Below are 18655 nucleotides of genomic sequence, written 5' to 3'. Positions count from 1 at the left end.
TCGTGTCGTGTGACGGCGGTTACCAGATTTCTACCGCAATGCCTGCGCGCAGCCAGAAACCGGGCATGGGTGGGGGCCCCTGCGAGGGCGCCAGCAGGTTCTCGAAGTAAACCGTAGTGGTGAGGTTGCTGCCTTCTACCCACGCCTGTACCTTCTTCTGCTGCCACAGCAGACGGGCATCAAGCAGACTGTAAGGGGTTGGCTGCGTGCGGCGGTCGTTCCAGCGCCAGGTAACAGTCAGCGTGAGATTGCGGACAATCTGGGCGGTAGCCAGCACGGACAGCTGGTTGCGGAGGTAGTTAAACGCATAGCGGCTGAAGAGGCCGGGGTTGTTGGTGAGGGTGAGATAATTATAGCCAGCCTGCACTCTAGTAAGAGGTCCTGTGGGCCACAACTGGCGAACATCCAGTGCAGCCGTGAGCTCATAGCCTGTAGCCGTGACGTTGTTTACATTGCGGGAGACCAGCGGCTCGGCGGCATTGTTGCCGTCGAACTTCGAGAAGTCAATTACACGCTCGGCGTAACGCTGATAGGCTGCAAAAGAGGTACGGAGTGCGCCGCGCTGATATACAGAACCCACCTCGTAGCTCCAGCCATCCTCGGGCTGCAGGTCGGCGTTGCCTTTGACCCGCGCCCCCGGCACGAATCGGTTGAGATAGAGGTCGGTGTAATTGGGCACTCGATAGGCGCGGCCCGCATTGGCGTAGAAACGCAGGGAGCCCGAGGCTACAAAACCGAGGTCCAGACCGGGAAAGGCATTCCAGCCAACCGGGCTGAACCAGTTGCCGTACAGGCCGGGCTTGATGGTGAGACGCTGACCTAGCAACACAAACGCATGTTCGATATATACCCCGGCGTTGGTACGCTGGTTGTCGCCAAGGTTGGTGGAGGCGAGGTATTCCTGCCGGAAGTCGCCGCCGATGGCCGTAGTGCCGAGGCTCCACTCGCGGTGGGTGTTGAACTGAAAACCTGCCACATGGGTGCGGTGCAGGTTGCGGGCGGTGTCGGTCCGCTCGCGGAAAAGACGATAGTCGTCGTAATGCCGGCGGAAGAACGCCTCGGGCCGGAAATTCCATTTGCCATTGGCCTGCCAGGTGATGGCAGCATATACGGCCTCGTTTTCCTCCCACTGGTTGGGCGGGGTAGCCTGATAATACTTGTAAGCCCCAAGCTCGCGCTGGTTATAGCCAGCTGTAAGGCGCAATTCGCCGCGGCTGGTGGTGAGCCGGGCATTGTAATAGAGGTTGTTCTGGCGCAGGTCGGTATCTACCATGTAGCCATCGTGGCCCTTGTGCGCCAATGAAATGAGCTGGCGGAAACGACCAGCAGGAAAAGCGGCGGTCAGGCTGGCCTCCCGGTAGCCGTAGTAGCCACCTACCAGCCCCACGCGCACCATCCGGCGATCATAGGCGCGGGTCACGACGTTGACAGCTCCGGCAAAGGCATTGGCGCCAAAAGCTGTAGACGCCTGCCCCCGCAGTACCTCTATGCGCTCGATGTCCTGCGCCATGATGGGCAGGTTGAGGCTGAAGTGGCCCGTCTGAGGGTCGTTTACGGGAATGCCGTCGAGGAGGACGGCGGTCTGGTTGAAGGTCCCCCCCCGAACGGAGATGTCAGCCTGCCCACCCAATGGCCCGCGCTGGGTGATGTCTATACCGGGTACAAAAGCCAGGGCCTCCTGTACACTAGTGGCGGGCAACTGCACCAGTTGGGTGCGGGAAAGCACCGTGAGGCTGCGGGTGACTTCACTGTAGCGGCCCGGTATACGCCCCGCCGTGATGATGATTTCGTTTAGATTCAGGGAGTCGACACGTGCGGAATCGGCCTGCTGCTGGGCCTCAGCCGTCTGCATCAATCCGAACACTATCAGGGAAATAGATATCAGGATATACCGCATAAGGAGGAGTAAGAGTGCGCGAAGATAGACAGGCAAGACCCTGAACCAAGGCTCATTTTTACTTTTTTTACCCAGTCGAACGCCCGCTTTAAGCCCATCGAAATGGATCGGATTTCATTGGTCAGTGCCACGGCACGTAATCTCATGCTGCACTTTTCCTGGCTGCACGCCCACACCACAGGCATGATGGTGAGACACTGTGGCCCTCTGTGGATAATGGACAGCGGCCTGACCGATGACACTTTCAATCTTATAACAACGTCAGCGGGCGTACTGCCAGCCTACTGTCCGGGCTTTGAACGCGAACTGGAGCATTTTGCCACAACAGGACAGGGCTTCTCGTGGTGGGTGCCCCCAGATGAACACCAGGCCGAATGGGGTATTGAACTGATGAGCCAACGACTGCACCGTACTGAACTGCTGCCCAGCATGGTACTGGACCTGAAGTCCATTTCGGCATTGCCAGCCCTGTATCTCAAAGGCTTCAGGATTGAGCGGGTGGCGACGCCTGCAACGCTCTCTGACCTGATATCGATATCGGGCCTGCTGTGGGAACCGCCCAACCCCATCATTCACACCTTCTACATGAAGGCCGCCCCTGCCATTCTTTCTCCCGCCTGTCCACTGCACTATTTTGTCGGCTACCTGAACGACTTACCTGTTTGCTCGGGTGAGGTGGTATTGGACGACCAGGGCACAGCCGGACTGTACTGGATTGCGACACGGCCCAGCCATCGTGGTGCGGGTTATGGCAGCGCCATGACAGAACACCTGATTTACCATGCCCAACAACACGGCTGCCAGCGGGTGGTGTTGCAGGCGTCGGATATGGGCGTGGGGATTTACCGAAGGCTCGGCTTTGAAGACATCGGCCGCTACTGGGTGTTTCAGTGAGGGTGCGACATCATAAACCTCAGACAAACGCCCGACTGGCCGTGTAGGTTACCGCCGAGGAGACACACGCTCCGCCCAGCGGTGGAGCCATTTTTTCGACAGTCACTGAAACGCGCTCGATATAGGGCTGGAGGGCCAGCATCTGGTCGGCGTAGCTGACGGCCAGCTTTTCCAGCAGGTTGACAGGCGCCTGCATGCCATTGGCTACAATGTCATAGACTGCTGCATAGTCGAGGGTATCGGCAAGGTCGTCGGAGGCGGCGGCCTGCCGCACTACAGCATCGGGCACCTCCAGTTGCACCGTCACCCGGAAGCGGTTGCCCTGCTGGCGCTCGGCCGAATAGACACCATGGAAGGCCTGGAACTCCATTTCCCGGAGAGAAATAATTGCCATTTGGATAGGGGTTTCGGTAGAATCAACCTAAATGCCGGATTCTGCGGGGGGTTGGTGGAAAGTGAAACTTTCCAGAGCGTACGGTGTTCCGAAATTAGGGTTAATTTTACCGCACGCTGGAGAAGAATGTTCTTCCCCGCAACAACAGACATCACTTGCCGACGGCCCGCGATATGAGCAACGATCTTGTGAAACTCGAGGAGAAGGTAAATCCTACGTTCTTCCCGAAACACCAACGCGCCATTTACCACCGCCTGGAAACCAAGCACAGCTCGGTACAGATAGACGAGAGCGATCCGCTGGGCACGGAGATGATCCTGAACATCGGGCCTCAGCACCCAGCCACCCACGGTGTACTGCGCGTTGTAACACACCTCGACGGTGAGCGCATTGCCAAGTGCGTGCTGGACATTGGCTACCTGCACCGCGGTATCGAAAAGCTGGCCGAGTACAAGACTTTCCAGGAGTTCATGCCCTACACGGACCGCATGGACTACCTCTCGCCCTACTCCAACAACGTAGCCTTCTGTCTGGCAGTTGAGAAAGTAGCTGGCATTGAAGCCCCTGAGCGTGCCCAGTACATCCGTACAGTAGCCTGCGAACTGGCCCGTGTCTCTGCGCACCTGCTGTGGCTTGGCACCATGCTGATGGATGCCGGCGCCATCTCCATGTTCATGTACACCTTCCGTGAGCGTGAGAACATCTACAACATCTTCGACAAACTGGCTGGTGTTCGCTTCACGGTGAGCCACTGTCGTATTGGTGGTGTACAGTTTGACATTACCGAGGAAGTTATTGGCGAAATCCGTCGCTTTGTTGCCAACCTGCACAAAGAACTCACCGGCTGGCACAAGTTCCTGGATAAGAACCCTATCTGGCTGAACCGCGCCATTGGTGTAGGCCTGGTGACGAAGGAAGAGGCTATTGCCTATGGTTTTACGGGCCCCAACCTGCGTGGCAGCGGTGTTGCTCATGACATTCGGATTTCAGAGCCTTACCTGATTTACGATCAGCTGGACTTTGACATTCCGGTGCGCACCGAAGGTGACAGCCTGGCCCGCTACTTCGTACGCTTCGAAGAGATGCGCCAGAGCCTGCGCATTATTGAGCAGTGCCTCGACAAAATGCCGAAGGGCATTGTCCGTGCCGACGACGCCAAGAAGTCGTACCCCTCGAAGCAGGAAGTGTACTACTCGATGGAAGGCATGATTCACGACTTCATGATGACCGATGTAGGCACCTGCCCGCCCAAAGGCGCTGAAGCCTACCACGCCATCGAAGCGCCGAAAGGCGAGCTCGGCTTCTACATCTACAGCGATGGAACCGGCAGCCCCTGGCGTATGAAGATGAAGAGCCCCAGTTTTGCCAACCTCCAGGTACTGGAGCGTATGATGGAAGGCTCGATGGTGGCCGACACCGTGGTACTGATTGGCTCGATTGACCCTGTAATGGGCGAAGCGGACAAGTAGCAGGTCCTGCCTCCACAGATACACAACAGCCCAGCGAAAGCCGGGCTGTTTCCTTTTACAGGCGTCAAAGCGCGAATGGAGCGGAAACGGCTTTTGCTAACTTGGGGCTCCCTGAATAAACCCGTCCACACTTCAACAACCCTTTATCACATGCAACTGACCCGTTTACGCAGTCTGCTGACGGCGACAGCGCTGGCGGTGGGTGCCCTGTCGGTACCAGCTGGCGCAGTGCTGGCACAGCAGCCAGCCCAGGCTACGGAAGCCCAGGCGGCCGTCCAGTATCTGAAAGACAACTACATCAAGCGGGAAATCATGGTACCGATGCGTGATGGCGTAAAGCTGTTCACCTCGCTGTACATCCCGAAAGATGCCAGCAAGGACAAGAAGTATCCTTTCCTGATGACGCGGACGCCCTACAGCTGCGCGCCCTATGGCGAAGAGGCCTGGCCGCGGTTCGTATCGCAGTCGCAACTGAAGCTGCTGAAAGAGGGCTACATCATTGTGCGGCAGGATGTGCGCGGCCGCTGGGGCTCTGAGGGCGACTTCGTACATGTGCGCCCGCAGGTAGCCAACCTCGACAAGAAGAAACAGAAGCAGATAGACGAAAGCACCGACACCTACGACACCATTGAGTGGCTGATCAAGAATATCGTGGGCAATAATGGCCGTGTGGGTATCCACGGTGTTTCGTACCCCGGCTTCTACAGCACAGTAGGCGCACTCTCGGCCCACCCAGGCTTGAAAGCCGTATCGCCGCAAGCTCCTGTGACTGAGTGGTTCATCGGTGACGACGTACACCACGGTGGTGCCTTCTTCTGGATGGACTTCTTCAACTTCCTGCCCTGGTTCCAGCGCGACAATCCAAAAGCTTCGGGTGGCGATTATAACGACTATGGCAACCCCGACAGCTACGACTTCTTCCTTCGCGAGGTGCAAACCCCCTCACTGGCAAATGAGCGTTTTCTGAAGGACACCATTGCCTTCTGGCGTGACATAATGGACCACCCAGACTATGACAGCTACTGGCAGGAACGCAACCCGCTGCGCCACGCCAAGCAGGTGAAGCCCGCCATTCTGACCGTTGGTGGCTGGTATGACGCCGAAGACTTGTACGGCGCCCTGAAAACCTACGCAGCCATCGAAGCACAAAACCCCGGCACCAGCAACCAACTGGTGATGGGCCCCTGGTGTCATGGCTGCTGGTGGGGCACGGGCGAGTCGCTGGGCGACATCTCCTTTGGCCAGCGCACTGGCGACTACTACCTCGACAGCCTGTTCATGCCCTTCATGAATTACCACCTGAAGGACAAAGGTCCGGCACCGTCCATCGCCGAGGCCACTGTATTTGAAGGTGGTACCAACCGCTGGCGCAAGTTTGAGACCTGGCCGCCCCGTAACGTAGTAGCGCAGGACCTGAACCTGTTGCCCGGTGGTGGCCTTTCCTTCACCCAGCGCCCCACGGTTGCCGGTGCTTACTCAGAGTACGTTTCGGACCCAGCGAACCCGGTTCCCTACCAAGGGCGTATTGAGTGGAATCGCTCGACCGACTACATGATCCAGGACCAGCGATTCGCCAGCCGACGCCCGGACGTAGTGGTGTTTGAAACCGAGGTGCTGACAGAAGACGTGACGCTTGCCGGGCCCATCGAAGCCCTGCTGAAAGCGGCCATGACTGGCACCGATGCCGATTTTGTGGTGAAACTGGTGGACGTACACCCCAACAGCGAAGCCAGCCCTGCCCCACGCCCAGGCCGTGCCCCCGTGGTAATGGGCGGCTATCAGGAAATGGTACGCTGGGAAGTGCTGCGCGGCCGCTACCGCAACAGCTGGGAAAAACCAGAAGCCTTTGTGCCCGGCCAGGTGACCGACGTGAAGGTGACGCTGCCCGACGTGATGCACACCTTCCGCAAGGGCCACCGCATCCAGATCCAGATCCAGAGCTCGATGTTTCCGCTGGTAGACCGCAACCCGCAACAGTTCATCAACATCTACCGCGCCAAGCCGGAAGACTATAAGCCGGCCAACATCCGAATTTACCACAACACCGAGGCCCCCAGTGCCATACGGGTGCATGTGCTGAAGTAAGCAGAACACTGTTTCTACTACTGCACAGGGGCCTTCGGGCCCCTGTTGCGTTACAGGGCCAGCAGGTGCTTGGCGGGGTTTTCGTAGTTTCGTGACTTCCCTGACAAACAACATATGAACCTGCTGACGCTGGGACAACTTTATTCGGCCGCGCCCCTACCCTTCTGGGCCATGCTCGCCGTGGCTTATCTCATTGGCAGTGTACCTACAGCCGTGTGGGTGAGCAAACTGGTATCGGGCAAAGACATCCGTGAGATGGGCAGCGGCAATGCAGGCAGCACCAATACCTACCGGAACCTGGGCTTCTGGCCCGGTATGACGGTACAGGTGGTGGACATCCTCAAAGGTGTGGCAGCTGCACTGCTGCCAGTAGCCTTTTTGTCTGACGACAGCCTGGCGGGGGCAACGGCTTTGGACTACGCCACGGTGCAGTGCCTGTGCGGCCTGTTGGCAGTTATAGGCCACATCTGGCCGGTGCTGGCGGGCTTTCGGGGTGGCAAGGGCATGAATACGCTGCTCGGTATGATGCTGACCATCTTTCCGTGGGCTGCGCTCATTGCGCTTGGCGTGTTCATTGTACTGCTGCTGGTGAGCAAGATGGTATCGCTCTCCAGCATGGGCGCTGCATGGGTAATGCCTGCCTACGTGGGTTATCTATACACCCAACAACCTATCGGCGACCATGTGCTGCTTGGTGCTGCCATTCTGGTGCCGCTGCTGGTGATGTTTACCCACCGCAGCAACATCCAGCGCATACGGGCTGGCAACGAGAGCAAGGTTGGCTTCCTGACGAAGAAGGAGAAGCAGGCGTGACAACCCCTTCGTTCTTCACACTGGAAAAGACGCTGGGTGCGGCCCGTACGGGCCGTATCGAGACGGCGCACGGCACCATCCGCACGCCAATTTTCATGCCGGTTGGCACGCAGGGCACTATCAAGGCGGTGTTGCAGCAGGCGCTGGTGCAACACGTGAACCCCGACATCATCCTGGCCAACACCTACCACATGTATCTGCGGCCCGGGGCCGAGGTACTGGAAGCGGCAGGCGGCCTGCATCGTTTCATGGCCTGGGACCGGCCTATCCTGACCGACAGCGGCGGCTATCAGGTGTACAGTCTGGCCCACCGCCGCAAGATTCTGGAAGAAGGCGTGCGTTTCGCCAGCCACATTGATGGCTCGAAGCACCTGTTCACGCCGCAGAGCGTGGTGGACATGCAGCGGAGCATCGGCTCGGACATACTGATGGTGCTGGACGAGTGCCCGGCCAATCCGTGCGAGTATGGCTATGCGCGTAAAAGCCTGGACCTGACGCACCGCTGGGCGCGTGAAGCCCGGAGCTATTTCAAGTCGGTGCCGCCAAAGTATGGCCATCGGCAGGCACAGTTCGGCATTGTACAGGGCAGTACCTATCATGACCTGCGCAAAGCCTCGTGCGAGGCCATTGCCGAAATGGACTTTGAGGGCAACGCCATTGGCGGCCTGGCCGTAGGCGAGGAAAACCAGGTGATGTACGACATTACCGAGCTGTGCTGTGGCGTACTGCCCGCCCACAAACCCCGCTACCTGATGGGTGTAGGCACCCCAGCCGACCTGCTGGAATCCATTGCCCGCGGCATAGATATGATGGACTGCGTGATGCCCAGCCGTAACGCCCGCCACGGCCTGCTGTTTTTCCGCGACGGCATCCGTAACCTGAAAAACGCCCGCTATCGCAACGACCACTCACCGCTGGACCCAACCTCCACCTGTGAGATTGACCTCGTGTACAGCAAGTCGTATCTGCGCCACCTGTTTGTGGCAGGTGAAGCGCTGGCCTGGGAAATTGCCACCCTGCACAACCTGCACTTCTACCTCGCACTGGTGCGTGAAGCCCGACAGCGGATTGAAGACGGAACCTTTGTGGCCTGGAAAAACGACCTGGTACCCCAACTGAATCGCCGCGCCGCCGACTGACCCTCCCCATGAAGCTGTACCTGCGGAAAATCGATGGCTATATCGTCAAGAAGTTTCTGACGACGTTCATTTTCATTGTGTTGGCGGTGACGGTCATCATTTTCGTGATGGACCTGGCCGAGAAGCTGGGCGACTTCGTGGAGAAGAAGCTGCCCTTCAGCGAGATACTCTCTGAGTATTACGCCAACTTCCTGCCCTTCATGGTGAACAAGCTGAGCCCCATCTGCATTTTCCTGGCGGTCATCTTCTTCACCAGTAAAATGACCACCCAGAGCGAGATAGTGGCCATACTGAGTGGGGGCATCAGCTTTTATCGGCTGTTGCGGCCCTATCTGGTAATTGCAACCGTTCTGGCGGCAGCGTCGTTCTACCTCAACGCCTACATTGTGCCCCATGCCACGCAACGGTGGCTGGCCTTCGAGCAACGCCGGACCGACAACCCTTACCACAACGCTACCCTGGTAAACATCGCGAAGAAGATCGACAACCAGTCGTTTTTCTTCATGCAGAGCTACCAAAAGAATGAGTACCGCGGCAACAACGTATCGTTGCTGGAGCGCGACTCGGCACGGCGGATTGTTCGGCGCCTGGACGTAGCTACCCTGAATTGGGTAGACAGCACCCGCAGCTGGAAGATGGTAGGCATGAAGGAATTCTTCTTCCGGCCCGATGGCACCCACACCTACCGCGAGCGGGGCGAAGCCGACACAACGCTGAAGCTGAAGCCAGAGGATATTTTCCAGCGCGAGAACCAGGCCGAAACCATGACCCTGAGCGAGCTGGAAGATTATATAGAAGTAGAGCGTGACCGGGGATCGAACTTTTTGCCGCAACTGATAAGGACCCAACAGGAGCGGTATGCCTACCCGTTCGCAGCCATTATTCTCACAGTGATAGGTGTAGCACTGAGCACCACCAAACGCCGGGGTGGCATTTCCATGCAACTGGGATTGGGGCTGGTGCTCTGCTTTCTCTACATTCTCATTCTCAACACGGCCTCGCTCATCATAGGCGACAGTGCCCCCATTTGGGTAGCAGTATGGCTGCCCAATGCGCTTTTTCTGGGACTGGCGGTGTTTCTTGTGCGGGTAGCGCCCAAGTAACTACCGTGCAGCTGGTTTGCCGGCAGCCACCCAGTGGTCGTACACGCGCTGCATCTGCTGGATATGCCCAGGCGTGTGGCGCTCGTAATCGTGCAGCCACTGGTCAAAGGTCATGACGCCGCGCTCTGAATGGACGATGGTTGCAGTATCGAATGCAGCGGGGTCTGCCAGTTGCAGCAATTGGGCGGAGGCTTCGCGCAGCAGACGGAACAGGCGGACATAGAGATCGGCGTCCTGTGCGTGGTACTTCAGTGCCACGGCCCAGCCATTCTGGTCGTAGCCCAACACGGGGCTGCCGGGTTCGGCCAACAGGCGTCGCAACCGCACGTAGCTGTTGGTCTCCGAGTCGGTCAGGTGCACAAGAATCTCATGAACAGTCCACTGGTCGTGGGCGTAACGATACTGCCACATTTCGCGGGGAAAGTGAGGCAGCGCCTGCTCCAGCATGTCGGGAGCAGCGGCATAGGAAGCAATGAGCTGGGTTCGGTCTGCGTGTGTCATGGTCAGGAAACAAAAAAGACCGCTGTCGGGCGGTCTAGGAGGTATAGTAGTCAATTTTGATGCCGTGGTATTCGTCGGCGGCCTTGTAATCCTTACGGAGAGGATGGCCTTCCCAGTCTTCCGGCAGGAGGATACGACGGAGGTCGGGGTGGCCGTCGAAGTGAATGCCAAGCAGGTCCCAGGTTTCGCGCTCGTGCCAGTCGGCTGCACGGAAGAGATCGGCGATGCTCGGCACCGCGGGCGCCTGACGGTTGGTGAATACCTTCAGCGCCAGACGATGACCTCGTGTAACACTATGGAGGTGGTAGACAACGCACATCCGGTTGGCATCGGGGCCGAGGTCTACGCCCGAGAGCGACGCCAGCACATCGAAGTAGCAATCAGGGTGCGTGCGCAGCAACTCAATAACTGTGCGGAAGTGCTGCGGGGCAATGGCTAGCCAGGGCTGCCCGGCAGTGGTATTGGAGTCGTCTGTCGCAACAACACTATTGCCAAGCTCCTGTACAATGAGTTGCTGAACCAGAGTAAGTGTAGCAGTGGCTGGCTGTGTCATTTTCGAGTGCCTAAAGGCACGGCCAATATAACAGCTTTGGTATCGGTAGCGATAGCACTGGCATCGATAGGGGGTTCCTGTACGTTGGCAGCCAGATAGTAAAGTTTGCCACCCTGCACGAAGCCGAGCGCCGGATTGCGAAAAAGGGGATTCCCGGAATCGAGTACCTGTTGGCTCACGACCTGCTGGGCAGCCGTAGTGCTGGTAGACAGGAAGAAACGCACAATCCGCTGAGGCGTGAGCCCGCCCTGCACCGCAATGAGGCTGTTCTGGTAGTAAAGCAAGTCGGTGATGCCAGCCAACCCAAAGGGCTGGGCGGCCTGCAGACGCACCAGTTGGGCAGTGCGGAGGTCGAGGCGGAAAAGCCCCATGTCGTGGTCGGCGAGGTAGAGAAACCGTTCGTCAGCGGAAAGGGCGAGCGCTTCCAGCCGTGAGAGGTGCGCGAGGCCCTGAACCTGCGTCAATGAACCATTCGCCATATCCAGCGACCAGACGGCACTGTTGAGCGCATCGAGAACAAAGCGTTGTGTGGCACCTACTGCGAGTGCCGTAAGCGCACTGGGGGTGCTGCCAGGCAGGCTGTAGCTGCGCACCAGCAATCCCGTGCCGAGGTCGTATTGGAGGAGAGCGGTTGTCGGGATGGGCGTGGAGTAATCGGCGGAAACGGCCCAGAGTTCGCGGCGGGTTTCGTCGAGGGCCAGGTCAAGTGGCGCGCGCAGGCCGTCCAACTGGGCACGAGGCCCATCTACAAGGCTGGCAGCCTTGCGCTGCACAGGAGCATAGAGCATGACCTTGCGCTTACGGCTCGCTGCAATGATCCACTTGCCCGTTTGGGAATCGCGCAACAGTGCAGATGTGCCCAGCCCCGATTCCCACACGGCACCCGTTTCCACACTGGTGTTCATGGGGCTGGCATTGGCCTTCAGGCGCAGCGATGCAGCGATGCCCTCAGGCGTGCGAAGCAAGGCCGCAAAATCAGGTTCTTCGGCCAGCTGCACCGAAACTCCGGTAGCAGCGAGCCTATCCAATTCACGAAAAGCTTCGGCAGGGCGGTCAAGCAGGGCATAGGCTCTGGCCAGCGAGAGGAGCAGCCGCGGGTGCGCCAGGCCCAACTGCTGTGCCTGCATCAGGCGCTCGAGATACAGGTTGTAGGCTTTCTCGGCATAGGCATCGTTGGCCATCTCGATGCTCTGCTGCCAGGTGGTAACCACCACGGGCCGGCGGGTGCTGGGCAGCGCACGCGCCCGAGTAGAACGGAAGCGGGAAGAATCAGTAGGGTTGTGAGCCACCGCAATTTTCTGGGGTGGCGTCTGTGCCTTCGCGCAGGGCGACTCGGCCAGCAGGAGAATGCCCATTCCCAGCGCGGCGCCGGAATGCCGGAACATGCGACGGGCAAGACGCGGCAGCGGGGAATTCATCTTGTTGTGGATTGCTGGTTGAAAGTCGGGATTATTAACGCAGGAAAGGCAAAAAAGTATCCCACCGAACCTTAAATACCGCGAATGCGTTGGAGTTCGTCAATAACATATTATTAACCGGTTGTCAAACGCCCGGTGCGTACCTTGCGGCTCACTCCACTCATTCAGCAAGCACTCCTATGAACATCGGCATCGTCTGCTACCCCACGTTTGGTGGCAGCGGCGTGGTAGCAACGGAGCTGGGCAAATCGTTGGCGCAGCGAGGACACACGGTACACTTCATCACCTACGACCGCCCTGTCCGGCTGGACACCTTCGCCCAGAATATCTACTACCATCAGGTAGACCCACATGGGTACCCGCTGTTTGACCACGTGCCATACGAGTCGGCACTGGCCAGCAAGGTGGTGGAAACCGTGGGGTACCATAAGCTGGACATTCTGCATGTGCATTACGCCATTCCGCATGCGTCGTCTGCCTACCTGGCCCAGCAGATTCTTAAGGACATGGGGCTGAACCTGCCATTCGTTACTACCCTGCACGGCACTGATATTACCCTTGTAGGCAAGGAAGCAGCTTACGAACCGGTGGTAACCTTTTCGATCAACCACTCGAATGGCGTAACGGCAGTTTCGGACTACCTGCGGAAGGCCACGTTCGAGAACTTCCGCATCCGGCGCGAGATTGAAGTGATTCCCAACTTTGTGGACCTGACGCGCTTTAAACGCATTCCAAAGGAAGGGCTGCGCAAGCTGATAACGCCCAAAGGAGAAAAGCTGATGATTCACGTGTCGAACTTCCGGCGCGTGAAGCGTGTGCAGGATGTGTATCAGGCGTTCTGCCGCGTGAGCAAGCGACTGGACGTGAAACTGCTGCTGGTAGGCGACGGCCCCGAACGTTCGCCCATCGAGCGCAGTGTACGCGAAAACAACCTGACCGACCGCGTGGTGTTTCTGGGCAAGCAGGATGTGATAGAGCAGATTCTGCCCATGGCCGACCTCTTCGTGATGCCCAGCGAGACGGAGAGTTTTGGTCTGGCGGCATTGGAGGCCATGGCCTGTGGGCTGCCAGTAGTGTGTACCAATGCCGGCGGTCTGCCCGAGGTGGTGGAGCATGGCGTGAGTGGCCTGCTGAGCGACGTTGGCGATGTAGACACACTGGCAGAAAATGCCTACACCATTCTATCAGACGAAGCCACTTACCAGCGTTACTCGGAAAACGCGTATCAAACTGCCAAGCGCTACACAGCCGATGCCATCGTACCGGACTATGAAGCGTACTATGAGCGGGTGATCCGCGAGTTCCACTCTGCCTGAGTTCTTCCCACGGCGCATGTTCATCAAGTTCCTGCTCTATTGTTTGGTTGGCTACCTGGCCCTGCGGCTGTTATGGTCGTTCATGGGGCCAGTTATACTGAAATGGATGCTGCGACGCCTGACCCGAAAAATGCAGGATGAGGTGCGGCGGCAGCAGAACGTGCGCAATAGCCACACGCAGGCTTTTGAACAGGAAATTGTAATAGATGGCCGCATGAAGGCCAAAGTGAAAACGCCAGCCAGCAGCCCCAAACGCGACCTGCGCGAGATTGCCGAAGAAGTAGACTTTGAGGAAATCCGCTGACCATGGTGCGCCTGGCTTACAGTAACCGCTACCTGCTGGACCTGCCACCGGAACACCCCTTCCCCTACCGGAAATACGAACTGCTGCGCGACCAGCTGGAATATCTGGGCATCGCACGACCCGAGCAGTTCTTTGAGCCTGACGAACTGCTGCCTGACGACGTTCTTCTGGGTGCACACGATGCTACCTATTGGCATCGGCTGAAAACACTGTCGCTGACCGACAAGGAGGTTCGACGCATTGGCCTCCCACTCACCGACAAACTGGTCCGGCGGGCACATTCCAGTGCCACCAACTCGTTTCATGCGGCACTCTATGCGCTGGAGGACGGTGTTTCCGCGCATCTGGGTGGCGGCACCCACCATGCCTATGCCGACCGCGCAGAGGGCTACTGTCTTCTGAACGATGTGGCTATCAGTGTAAGGCACCTGTTGCGCGAAGGCCGCATCCGTCGGCCCATGGTGATTGATCTGGATGTACACCAGGGCAATGGCACCGCCGTCATGCTGCGCGATGTACCAGAAGCCTTCACTTTCTCGATGCACGCGCGTGACAACTATCCGATACCAAAAGAGCAATCGACTCTGGATATTGATCTGCCGACGGGCACGGATGATGCCGCCTATCTGTCTGTTCTGAACCAGCAGTTACCGCTGGTGGTAGACCGCCACAAGCCCGACATGGTGTACTATATCGCAGGCAGCGACGTGTTGGCCACAGATCGGCTGGGAAAACTGGCGCTGACCCAACAAGGCGCCGCCGACCGCGACGACCGCATCCTACGGCTGTTGCACCGGCTGGGCATACCTTGCGTGGTAGTAATGGGGGGTGGCTACAGCCGCGACATCCGTCACAGCGTAGATGCCAACTGCAACACTTTTCGACTGATAGCTGAATATTACGACTGAAACATCTCCATTCCATGCGATACTGGTTATTACTACTCGTGGGCCTGATGGGCCTATCGTGCCAAGATGAAGCGCGGCGACTGCCAATCTATGGCGAGCGCGAAGCCATTCCTCAAGCACCGGGCACCCCAGCCGATACCCTGTACCACACCATCAAGCCGTTTGAGTTTGTAAACCAGGACAGCGCCATCGTTACCGACCGTACCTTTGAGGGCAGCATCTACGTGGCCGACTTTTTCTTCACCACCTGCCCCACCATCTGTCCTCGCATGAAAGCGCAGATGCTCAGGGTATATGAAGCCTATAAGGGTGACCGCCGAGTGAAGATTCTCAGCCACAGTATCAATCCGGAATATGACACTGTGGCGGTGCTGAAAGCCTATGCCGCAAAACTGGGCATAGAAGCCAGCCAATGGCACATGGTGACCGGCAAGCGTGACAGCATCTATGCCATGGCCGCCTCGTATCTGGTACCGGCAGTGAGCAAAAGCGAGCGGCCAGACGACATCACCCACAGTGGACACTTCATCCTGATCGACCGGCAGAAACGAATCCGTGGCCTCTACAACGGCACCGACCCTGCCGACGTAGATCGTCTCATTGCGGACATCCCCGTACTTCTGGCTGAATACGAGCACAAATGAAACTTACTTTTCTCGCGCTTCCATTGCTGCTGTTGGGCCTGTTGCTATTGCAGGAAGGGTGTGCGCCTGGTGCCACCACCGAACAGCAGCAGTATTACGCCAATGGCCTCGAGCTGTACAAGGAGCAGTGTGCCAACTGCCACGGCGACAAGGGAGAGGGCGTTGGGGGGCTGTACCCACCAGTAGCCAACAGTTCGTGGCTGCGCGAAGAGGGCTATCAGGGGTTTCTCTGCGCCCTGAAACTGGGCCTGAAAGACAGCATACTGGTGAATGGCAAGACCTACAATCAGGCAATGCCTGCCCACACTACGCTCTCGGATATGGAACTGGTAAGTATCATGGTGTATGTGGGCAACAGTTGGGATAACCAACTGGGCGCATTGACACAACCGGAACTAAGAGCACTGGAAAAACGCTGTAACCCATAGAGTCATCCCCTGAACTGGCTAACTTACAGGTATGAAGCTGTTGCGCATGTTGGTATTGGCGGGCTCACTGCTGGGAGCCTGCACGGGAAATGAAGGTCCGACCCCCACTCTAGGCTTTACCGGCCGGGAGAAGCGCTATACACTGGAGGAAACCGGTACCTCTTCCCCTGCGACCCTATTGTTGCGCGAGCGGACCGATGGCACCACTACATTGGAACTGTCGGCCCCCGGCCTGCCCGACGGTGCTGAGGTAGCGCTACGATTTGGCTCGCTCGCCGATCCCGGCAACGATGCCCTGCTGCTGAATGCCTTACAGGCGGGCTCCAGCGTTACAGATGTAGCCCGGCTGGCCTCTTCTGAGAACATACGATATGACCAACTGCTGACAATGGATGGCCATGTGCTGGTGCGCCGCAATGGCACCAGGCTGGCCGGTACTGACATCGGCGGCAATGAACTGACAGGAGAGCAACTGACCCGAACTCTGGCAGCCCCCACTGGTGAGGGCGTTTCGGGCACGGTCACCATTGCCCGCAGGAAAAATGGCTACGCCAAAGTGACCGTACAGCTTGCAGGTACCGCATCCGGGGCACAGCACCCAGCGCACTTTCACCTGAATCAGGGCGCTGGCCTCTGTGGCTCGGTGAGCATCAGCCTGAATGATGTAAATGGCAGCACTGGCCGCAGTGAATCTGACGTGCGGGCACTGGACGGCGATGTCTTCCCATTCCGGAACAGCGGCAGTCCACTCTCATACGAACTGCTCATCTCAGGCAACCGCTGCGTGGAAATCCATCTTTCGGCCAGCCAACTGGGCACCATCATCGCCAACGGCTGAGGAAGGGCACTATCTTTGTGGCACTCTACTCTGCCATGAAGAAATTTCTCCTGCTGGCCGTTTCGGCAATTCTCTGCATACAGGCCAACGCCCAAAGTACCCTGACGGCTGGCGAGCCGTTTGAGGGTTCGATTACCTACCAGAACAGCTTCACAGGTCCGGATGCCATGCAGCTGCAGGAAGCCAAGGTGCCCCAGAAGATGGACCAGCACTATCGCCAGGGCGACTTCATCATCAACATGTATGAGGGCGCATTCCCCAAGACACTGCTGTATCTGAATAAGTATGACCATGTCTTTGTAGTGGACATGAAAAACAGGCGTCTGTTCAAGAGCGAGCCCTACCGCGAACGCATCAAGCAGGCGCCCAAAGCCGTGGCCACTGGCGACAGCCTGAAAATCACCGTTTCGACAGGCAATGGACAAGAGCGCAAGACCTACACGTGCTATGCCTACAGCTTTGTGCGGCCAGCCGTAGGGCGCGACCCTGAAAAGAAGATCACCGTGTATATCACGCCCGAGATTCGTGTAGACATGGGTTATTTCGCCAACAAGGACAAGAGCCAGGCATTCTTCCTGATCGATGGACTGAATGGCTGTATTCCACTGAAGACCATCGTGCGCACTCCCACCCTCACCACTACCAACGTGGCGACAAAGGTCGTGCGTAAATCACTGCCTGCGGAGTCATTTGCCGTACCGAAGGGCTTCAAACTGGACGGCATTGATTACCGCCGCTAAGCACTGACGATGGAATAACGCCCACCTGGGAGGGGCTGCACCAACCCCATCATCTCCAGTTCAAGGAGGTGTGCCAACAGCTTGGCCGGGGGGATGCTCAAGCTGGTGGAAAGGAGGTCCAGATGCACACCCTGAGGTGTAAGTGCCGCCACCACCGTCTGCAATATGGGCGGCAGAGAGGCTTCGGTAGGGACTATCTGGGCCTCTCCAGGTAATGACACCGCAACAGGAGCTGTGGAGATGGTAGTGGCCAAATCCTGCGGCAAAGCAAAAAGGGTTAGCGCCTCTTGTGCCTTCTCCTGCACCGATGAACGGGGTGGGCGCAGGGCCAAGATAGGCTGCTCGAACAGTGGTTCTATCTCTGTGAGCACTTCTTCTGGCGTGGCTACCAACCGGGCAATGTTCTGTTGGATCAGCGCGTGGCAGCCGGCACTGGTGGGGCTGTCCAGTGCGCCGGGGATTGCAAAGACTTCGCGGTTCATCTCAAAGGCCTGCCGCGCCGTAATGAGCGCCCCGCCCGTCTCGGCCGCTTCCACCACCACCGTTGCCCGGCACAGCGCCGCAATGATCCGGTTACGTTCGGGAAACTGCGAGTGACTGGGTTCTACCCAGGAGGGATACTCAGATACCAGTGCGCCGCCCGATTCTACAATGCGCCGCGCCAAGGGTCTATGTGCAGCAGGGTACAGACTGCCAAGCCCATGCCCCAGCACAGCAGTGGTAACTCCGCCAGCTTCAAGCACAGCCAGGTGGGCTTCAGCATCAATTCCATACGCCAGCCCCGACACCACATTGAGGTTGTTCTGGGCAAAGAAACTGGCAAAGCGCTGGGCCTGCCGGCGGCCATACTCCGATGGCCGGCGTGTGCCCACAACGCCTACTCCATTCACCGCATGCAGAGGCAGTGTACCTTCTACATAGATGAGCAGCGGCAGTCCTGGCTCAACACGGAGGAGTGGCGGGAAATCGGCCGTGAGATAGGACAGAATACGGATGCCACGCTGCTGGCAATATTCCCACTCCTGCTCGGCTTTGGCGCGGAGACCCGGTGCATGAATGGCCTGCGCCAGTTTGGGCGACACTTCCGGCACCAATGCCAGCCTTGCAGGTGGCGTTTCAAGCACTGCCGCCGGTGAACCGCAAAAACGAATGAGGTTACGCGCCCGCAATGCCCCCACCCCCTCAACGGCCAGGAGTGCCATGAGGCACAA

General features: G+C 58.1%; 19 protein-coding genes. 13 read left to right on the top strand and 6 right to left on the bottom strand.

Annotation, left to right across the window (positions count from 1 at the left end):
• Positions 1–19 precede the first annotated feature (19 nt).
• Positions 20–1897, bottom strand: a complete 1878-nt coding sequence (locus tag AC2D8O_RS06140; RefSeq protein WP_484677917.1) for a TonB-dependent receptor plug domain-containing protein — start codon at positions 1895–1897, stop codon at positions 20–22.
• 144 nt (positions 1898–2041) lie between these two features.
• On the opposite strand from AC2D8O_RS06140, the gene AC2D8O_RS06135 reads away from it, so the two are divergent.
• Entirely contained in the window at positions 2042–2791 is a 750-nt protein-coding gene (locus AC2D8O_RS06135; protein WP_484677916.1) for a GNAT family N-acetyltransferase, read from the top strand.
• Between the two features lie 19 nt (positions 2792–2810).
• Here AC2D8O_RS06135 and folB read toward each other — a convergent pair whose 3' ends face one another.
• On the bottom strand, positions 2811–3185 hold the full coding sequence (gene folB / locus AC2D8O_RS06130) for a dihydroneopterin aldolase (protein WP_484677915.1): 375 nt from the start codon (positions 3183–3185) through the stop codon (positions 2811–2813).
• Positions 3186–3358: 173 nt separating this feature from the next.
• Here folB and nuoD point away from each other — a divergent pair, with 173 nt between their 5' ends.
• The 5 genes from nuoD to AC2D8O_RS06105 all read left to right on the top strand — a co-directional run bounded on the left by nuoD (position 3359) and on the right by AC2D8O_RS06105 (position 9794).
• The gene (gene nuoD / locus AC2D8O_RS06125; RefSeq protein WP_484677914.1) at positions 3359–4654 is read left to right on the top strand and encodes an NADH dehydrogenase (quinone) subunit D; all 1296 of its coding nucleotides are present in this window, start codon (positions 3359–3361) and stop codon (positions 4652–4654) included.
• 150 nt (positions 4655–4804) lie between these two features.
• Positions 4805–6739 (top strand): CocE/NonD family hydrolase, encoded by a 1935-nt coding sequence (locus tag AC2D8O_RS06120; protein WP_484677913.1) that lies wholly within the window; start codon positions 4805–4807, stop codon positions 6737–6739.
• Positions 6740–6853: 114 nt separating this feature from the next.
• Entirely contained in the window at positions 6854–7552 is a 699-nt protein-coding gene (gene plsY, locus AC2D8O_RS06115; protein WP_484677912.1) for a glycerol-3-phosphate 1-O-acyltransferase PlsY, read from the top strand.
• Entirely contained in the window at positions 7549–8691 is a 1143-nt protein-coding gene (gene tgt / locus AC2D8O_RS06110; protein ID WP_484677911.1) for a tRNA guanosine(34) transglycosylase Tgt, read from the top strand. Before plsY ends, tgt begins: the two co-directional genes overlap by 4 nt.
• Positions 8692–8699: 8 nt before the next feature.
• On the top strand, positions 8700–9794 hold the full coding sequence (locus tag AC2D8O_RS06105) for an LptF/LptG family permease (protein ID WP_484677910.1): 1095 nt from the start codon (positions 8700–8702) through the stop codon (positions 9792–9794).
• On the opposite strand, the gene AC2D8O_RS06100 is transcribed toward AC2D8O_RS06105, so the two are convergent.
• From AC2D8O_RS06100 to AC2D8O_RS06090, 3 genes are read right to left on the bottom strand one after another with little or no spacing between them, the layout of a single operon-like run.
• Positions 9795–10295 (bottom strand): DinB family protein, encoded by a 501-nt coding sequence (locus AC2D8O_RS06100; RefSeq protein ID WP_484677909.1) that lies wholly within the window; start codon positions 10293–10295, stop codon positions 9795–9797. It lies immediately after the preceding gene.
• A gap of 34 nt (positions 10296–10329) precedes the next feature.
• Entirely contained in the window at positions 10330–10848 is a 519-nt protein-coding gene (locus AC2D8O_RS06095) for an NADH-quinone oxidoreductase subunit C (RefSeq protein ID WP_484677908.1), read from the bottom strand.
• The gene (locus tag AC2D8O_RS06090) at positions 10845–12266 is read right to left on the bottom strand and encodes a hypothetical protein (protein WP_484677907.1); all 1422 of its coding nucleotides are present in this window, start codon (positions 12264–12266) and stop codon (positions 10845–10847) included. The genes AC2D8O_RS06095 and AC2D8O_RS06090 overlap by 4 nt, the downstream gene beginning before the upstream one ends.
• 179 nt (positions 12267–12445) lie before the next feature.
• On the opposite strand from AC2D8O_RS06090, the gene bshA reads away from it, so the two are divergent.
• From bshA to AC2D8O_RS06055, 7 genes are read left to right on the top strand one after another with little or no spacing between them, the layout of a single operon-like run.
• Positions 12446–13582, top strand: coding sequence for an N-acetyl-alpha-D-glucosaminyl L-malate synthase BshA (bshA, locus tag AC2D8O_RS06085; protein ID WP_484677906.1), 1137 nt, complete (start codon positions 12446–12448; stop codon positions 13580–13582).
• Positions 13583–13598: 16 nt separating this feature from the next.
• On the top strand, positions 13599–13886 hold the full coding sequence (locus AC2D8O_RS06080; RefSeq protein WP_484677905.1) for a hypothetical protein: 288 nt from the start codon (positions 13599–13601) through the stop codon (positions 13884–13886).
• Positions 13887–13888: 2 nt separating this feature from the next.
• Positions 13889–14794, top strand: coding sequence for a histone deacetylase family protein (locus AC2D8O_RS06075; protein ID WP_484677904.1), 906 nt, complete (start codon positions 13889–13891; stop codon positions 14792–14794).
• 14 nt (positions 14795–14808) lie between these two features.
• Entirely contained in the window at positions 14809–15438 is a 630-nt protein-coding gene (locus AC2D8O_RS06070; protein WP_484677903.1) for an SCO family protein, read from the top strand.
• On the top strand, positions 15435–15866 hold the full coding sequence (locus AC2D8O_RS06065; RefSeq protein WP_484677902.1) for a c-type cytochrome: 432 nt from the start codon (positions 15435–15437) through the stop codon (positions 15864–15866). Before AC2D8O_RS06070 ends, AC2D8O_RS06065 begins: the two co-directional genes overlap by 4 nt.
• Before the next feature lie 31 nt (positions 15867–15897).
• Positions 15898–16704: a hypothetical protein gene (locus tag AC2D8O_RS06060; protein ID WP_484677901.1), complete on the top strand. Its 807-nt coding sequence runs from the start codon at positions 15898–15900 to the stop codon at positions 16702–16704.
• 35 nt (positions 16705–16739) lie between these two features.
• Complete coding sequence (locus AC2D8O_RS06055) at positions 16740–17444, top strand: hypothetical protein (RefSeq protein WP_484677900.1); 705 nt, start codon at positions 16740–16742, stop codon at positions 17442–17444.
• On the opposite strand, the gene dprA is transcribed toward AC2D8O_RS06055, so the two are convergent.
• Positions 17441–18646 carry a DNA-processing protein DprA gene (dprA, locus tag AC2D8O_RS06050; RefSeq protein WP_484677899.1) on the bottom strand — a complete coding sequence of 402 codons (1206 nt, stop codon included), beginning with the start codon at positions 18644–18646 and terminating at the stop codon, positions 17441–17443. The genes AC2D8O_RS06055 and dprA overlap by 4 nt on opposite strands.
• Between the last annotated feature and the right edge of the window lie 9 nt (positions 18647–18655).

The organism is Pontibacter sp. T17, assembly GCF_057219875.1.
The sequence above is the reverse complement of the archived record's forward strand: the minus strand, read 5'-3'. Positions and strand labels throughout refer to the sequence as shown.

Excerpts from the sequence above, each read along its gene's own strand:
- AC2D8O_RS06140 (WP_484677917.1), bottom strand. The coding sequence starts at position 1,897 with ATGCGGTATATCCTGATATCTATTTCCCTGATAGTGTTCGGATTGATG.
- AC2D8O_RS06135 (WP_484677916.1), top strand. The coding sequence starts at position 2,042 with ATGCTGCACTTTTCCTGGCTGCACGCCCACACCACAGGCATGATGGTG.
- folB (WP_484677915.1), bottom strand. The coding sequence starts at position 3,185 with ATGGCAATTATTTCTCTCCGGGAAATGGAGTTCCAGGCCTTCCATGGT.
- nuoD (WP_484677914.1), top strand. The coding sequence starts at position 3,359 with ATGAGCAACGATCTTGTGAAACTCGAGGAGAAGGTAAATCCTACGTTC.
- AC2D8O_RS06120 (WP_484677913.1), top strand. The coding sequence starts at position 4,805 with ATGCAACTGACCCGTTTACGCAGTCTGCTGACGGCGACAGCGCTGGCG.
- plsY (WP_484677912.1), top strand. The coding sequence starts at position 6,854 with ATGAACCTGCTGACGCTGGGACAACTTTATTCGGCCGCGCCCCTACCC.
- AC2D8O_RS06105 (WP_484677910.1), top strand. The coding sequence starts at position 8,700 with ATGAAGCTGTACCTGCGGAAAATCGATGGCTATATCGTCAAGAAGTTT.
- AC2D8O_RS06100 (WP_484677909.1), bottom strand. The coding sequence starts at position 10,295 with ATGACACACGCAGACCGAACCCAGCTCATTGCTTCCTATGCCGCTGCT.
- AC2D8O_RS06095 (WP_484677908.1), bottom strand. The coding sequence starts at position 10,848 with ATGACACAGCCAGCCACTGCTACACTTACTCTGGTTCAGCAACTCATT.
- AC2D8O_RS06090 (WP_484677907.1), bottom strand. The coding sequence starts at position 12,266 with ATGAATTCCCCGCTGCCGCGTCTTGCCCGTCGCATGTTCCGGCATTCC.
- bshA (WP_484677906.1), top strand. The coding sequence starts at position 12,446 with ATGAACATCGGCATCGTCTGCTACCCCACGTTTGGTGGCAGCGGCGTG.
- AC2D8O_RS06080 (WP_484677905.1), top strand. The coding sequence starts at position 13,599 with ATGTTCATCAAGTTCCTGCTCTATTGTTTGGTTGGCTACCTGGCCCTG.
- AC2D8O_RS06075 (WP_484677904.1), top strand. The coding sequence starts at position 13,889 with ATGGTGCGCCTGGCTTACAGTAACCGCTACCTGCTGGACCTGCCACCG.
- AC2D8O_RS06070 (WP_484677903.1), top strand. The coding sequence starts at position 14,809 with ATGCGATACTGGTTATTACTACTCGTGGGCCTGATGGGCCTATCGTGC.
- AC2D8O_RS06065 (WP_484677902.1), top strand. The coding sequence starts at position 15,435 with ATGAAACTTACTTTTCTCGCGCTTCCATTGCTGCTGTTGGGCCTGTTG.
- AC2D8O_RS06060 (WP_484677901.1), top strand. The coding sequence starts at position 15,898 with ATGAAGCTGTTGCGCATGTTGGTATTGGCGGGCTCACTGCTGGGAGCC.
- AC2D8O_RS06055 (WP_484677900.1), top strand. The coding sequence starts at position 16,740 with ATGAAGAAATTTCTCCTGCTGGCCGTTTCGGCAATTCTCTGCATACAG.
- dprA (WP_484677899.1), bottom strand. The coding sequence starts at position 18,646 with ATGGCACTCCTGGCCGTTGAGGGGGTGGGGGCATTGCGGGCGCGTAAC.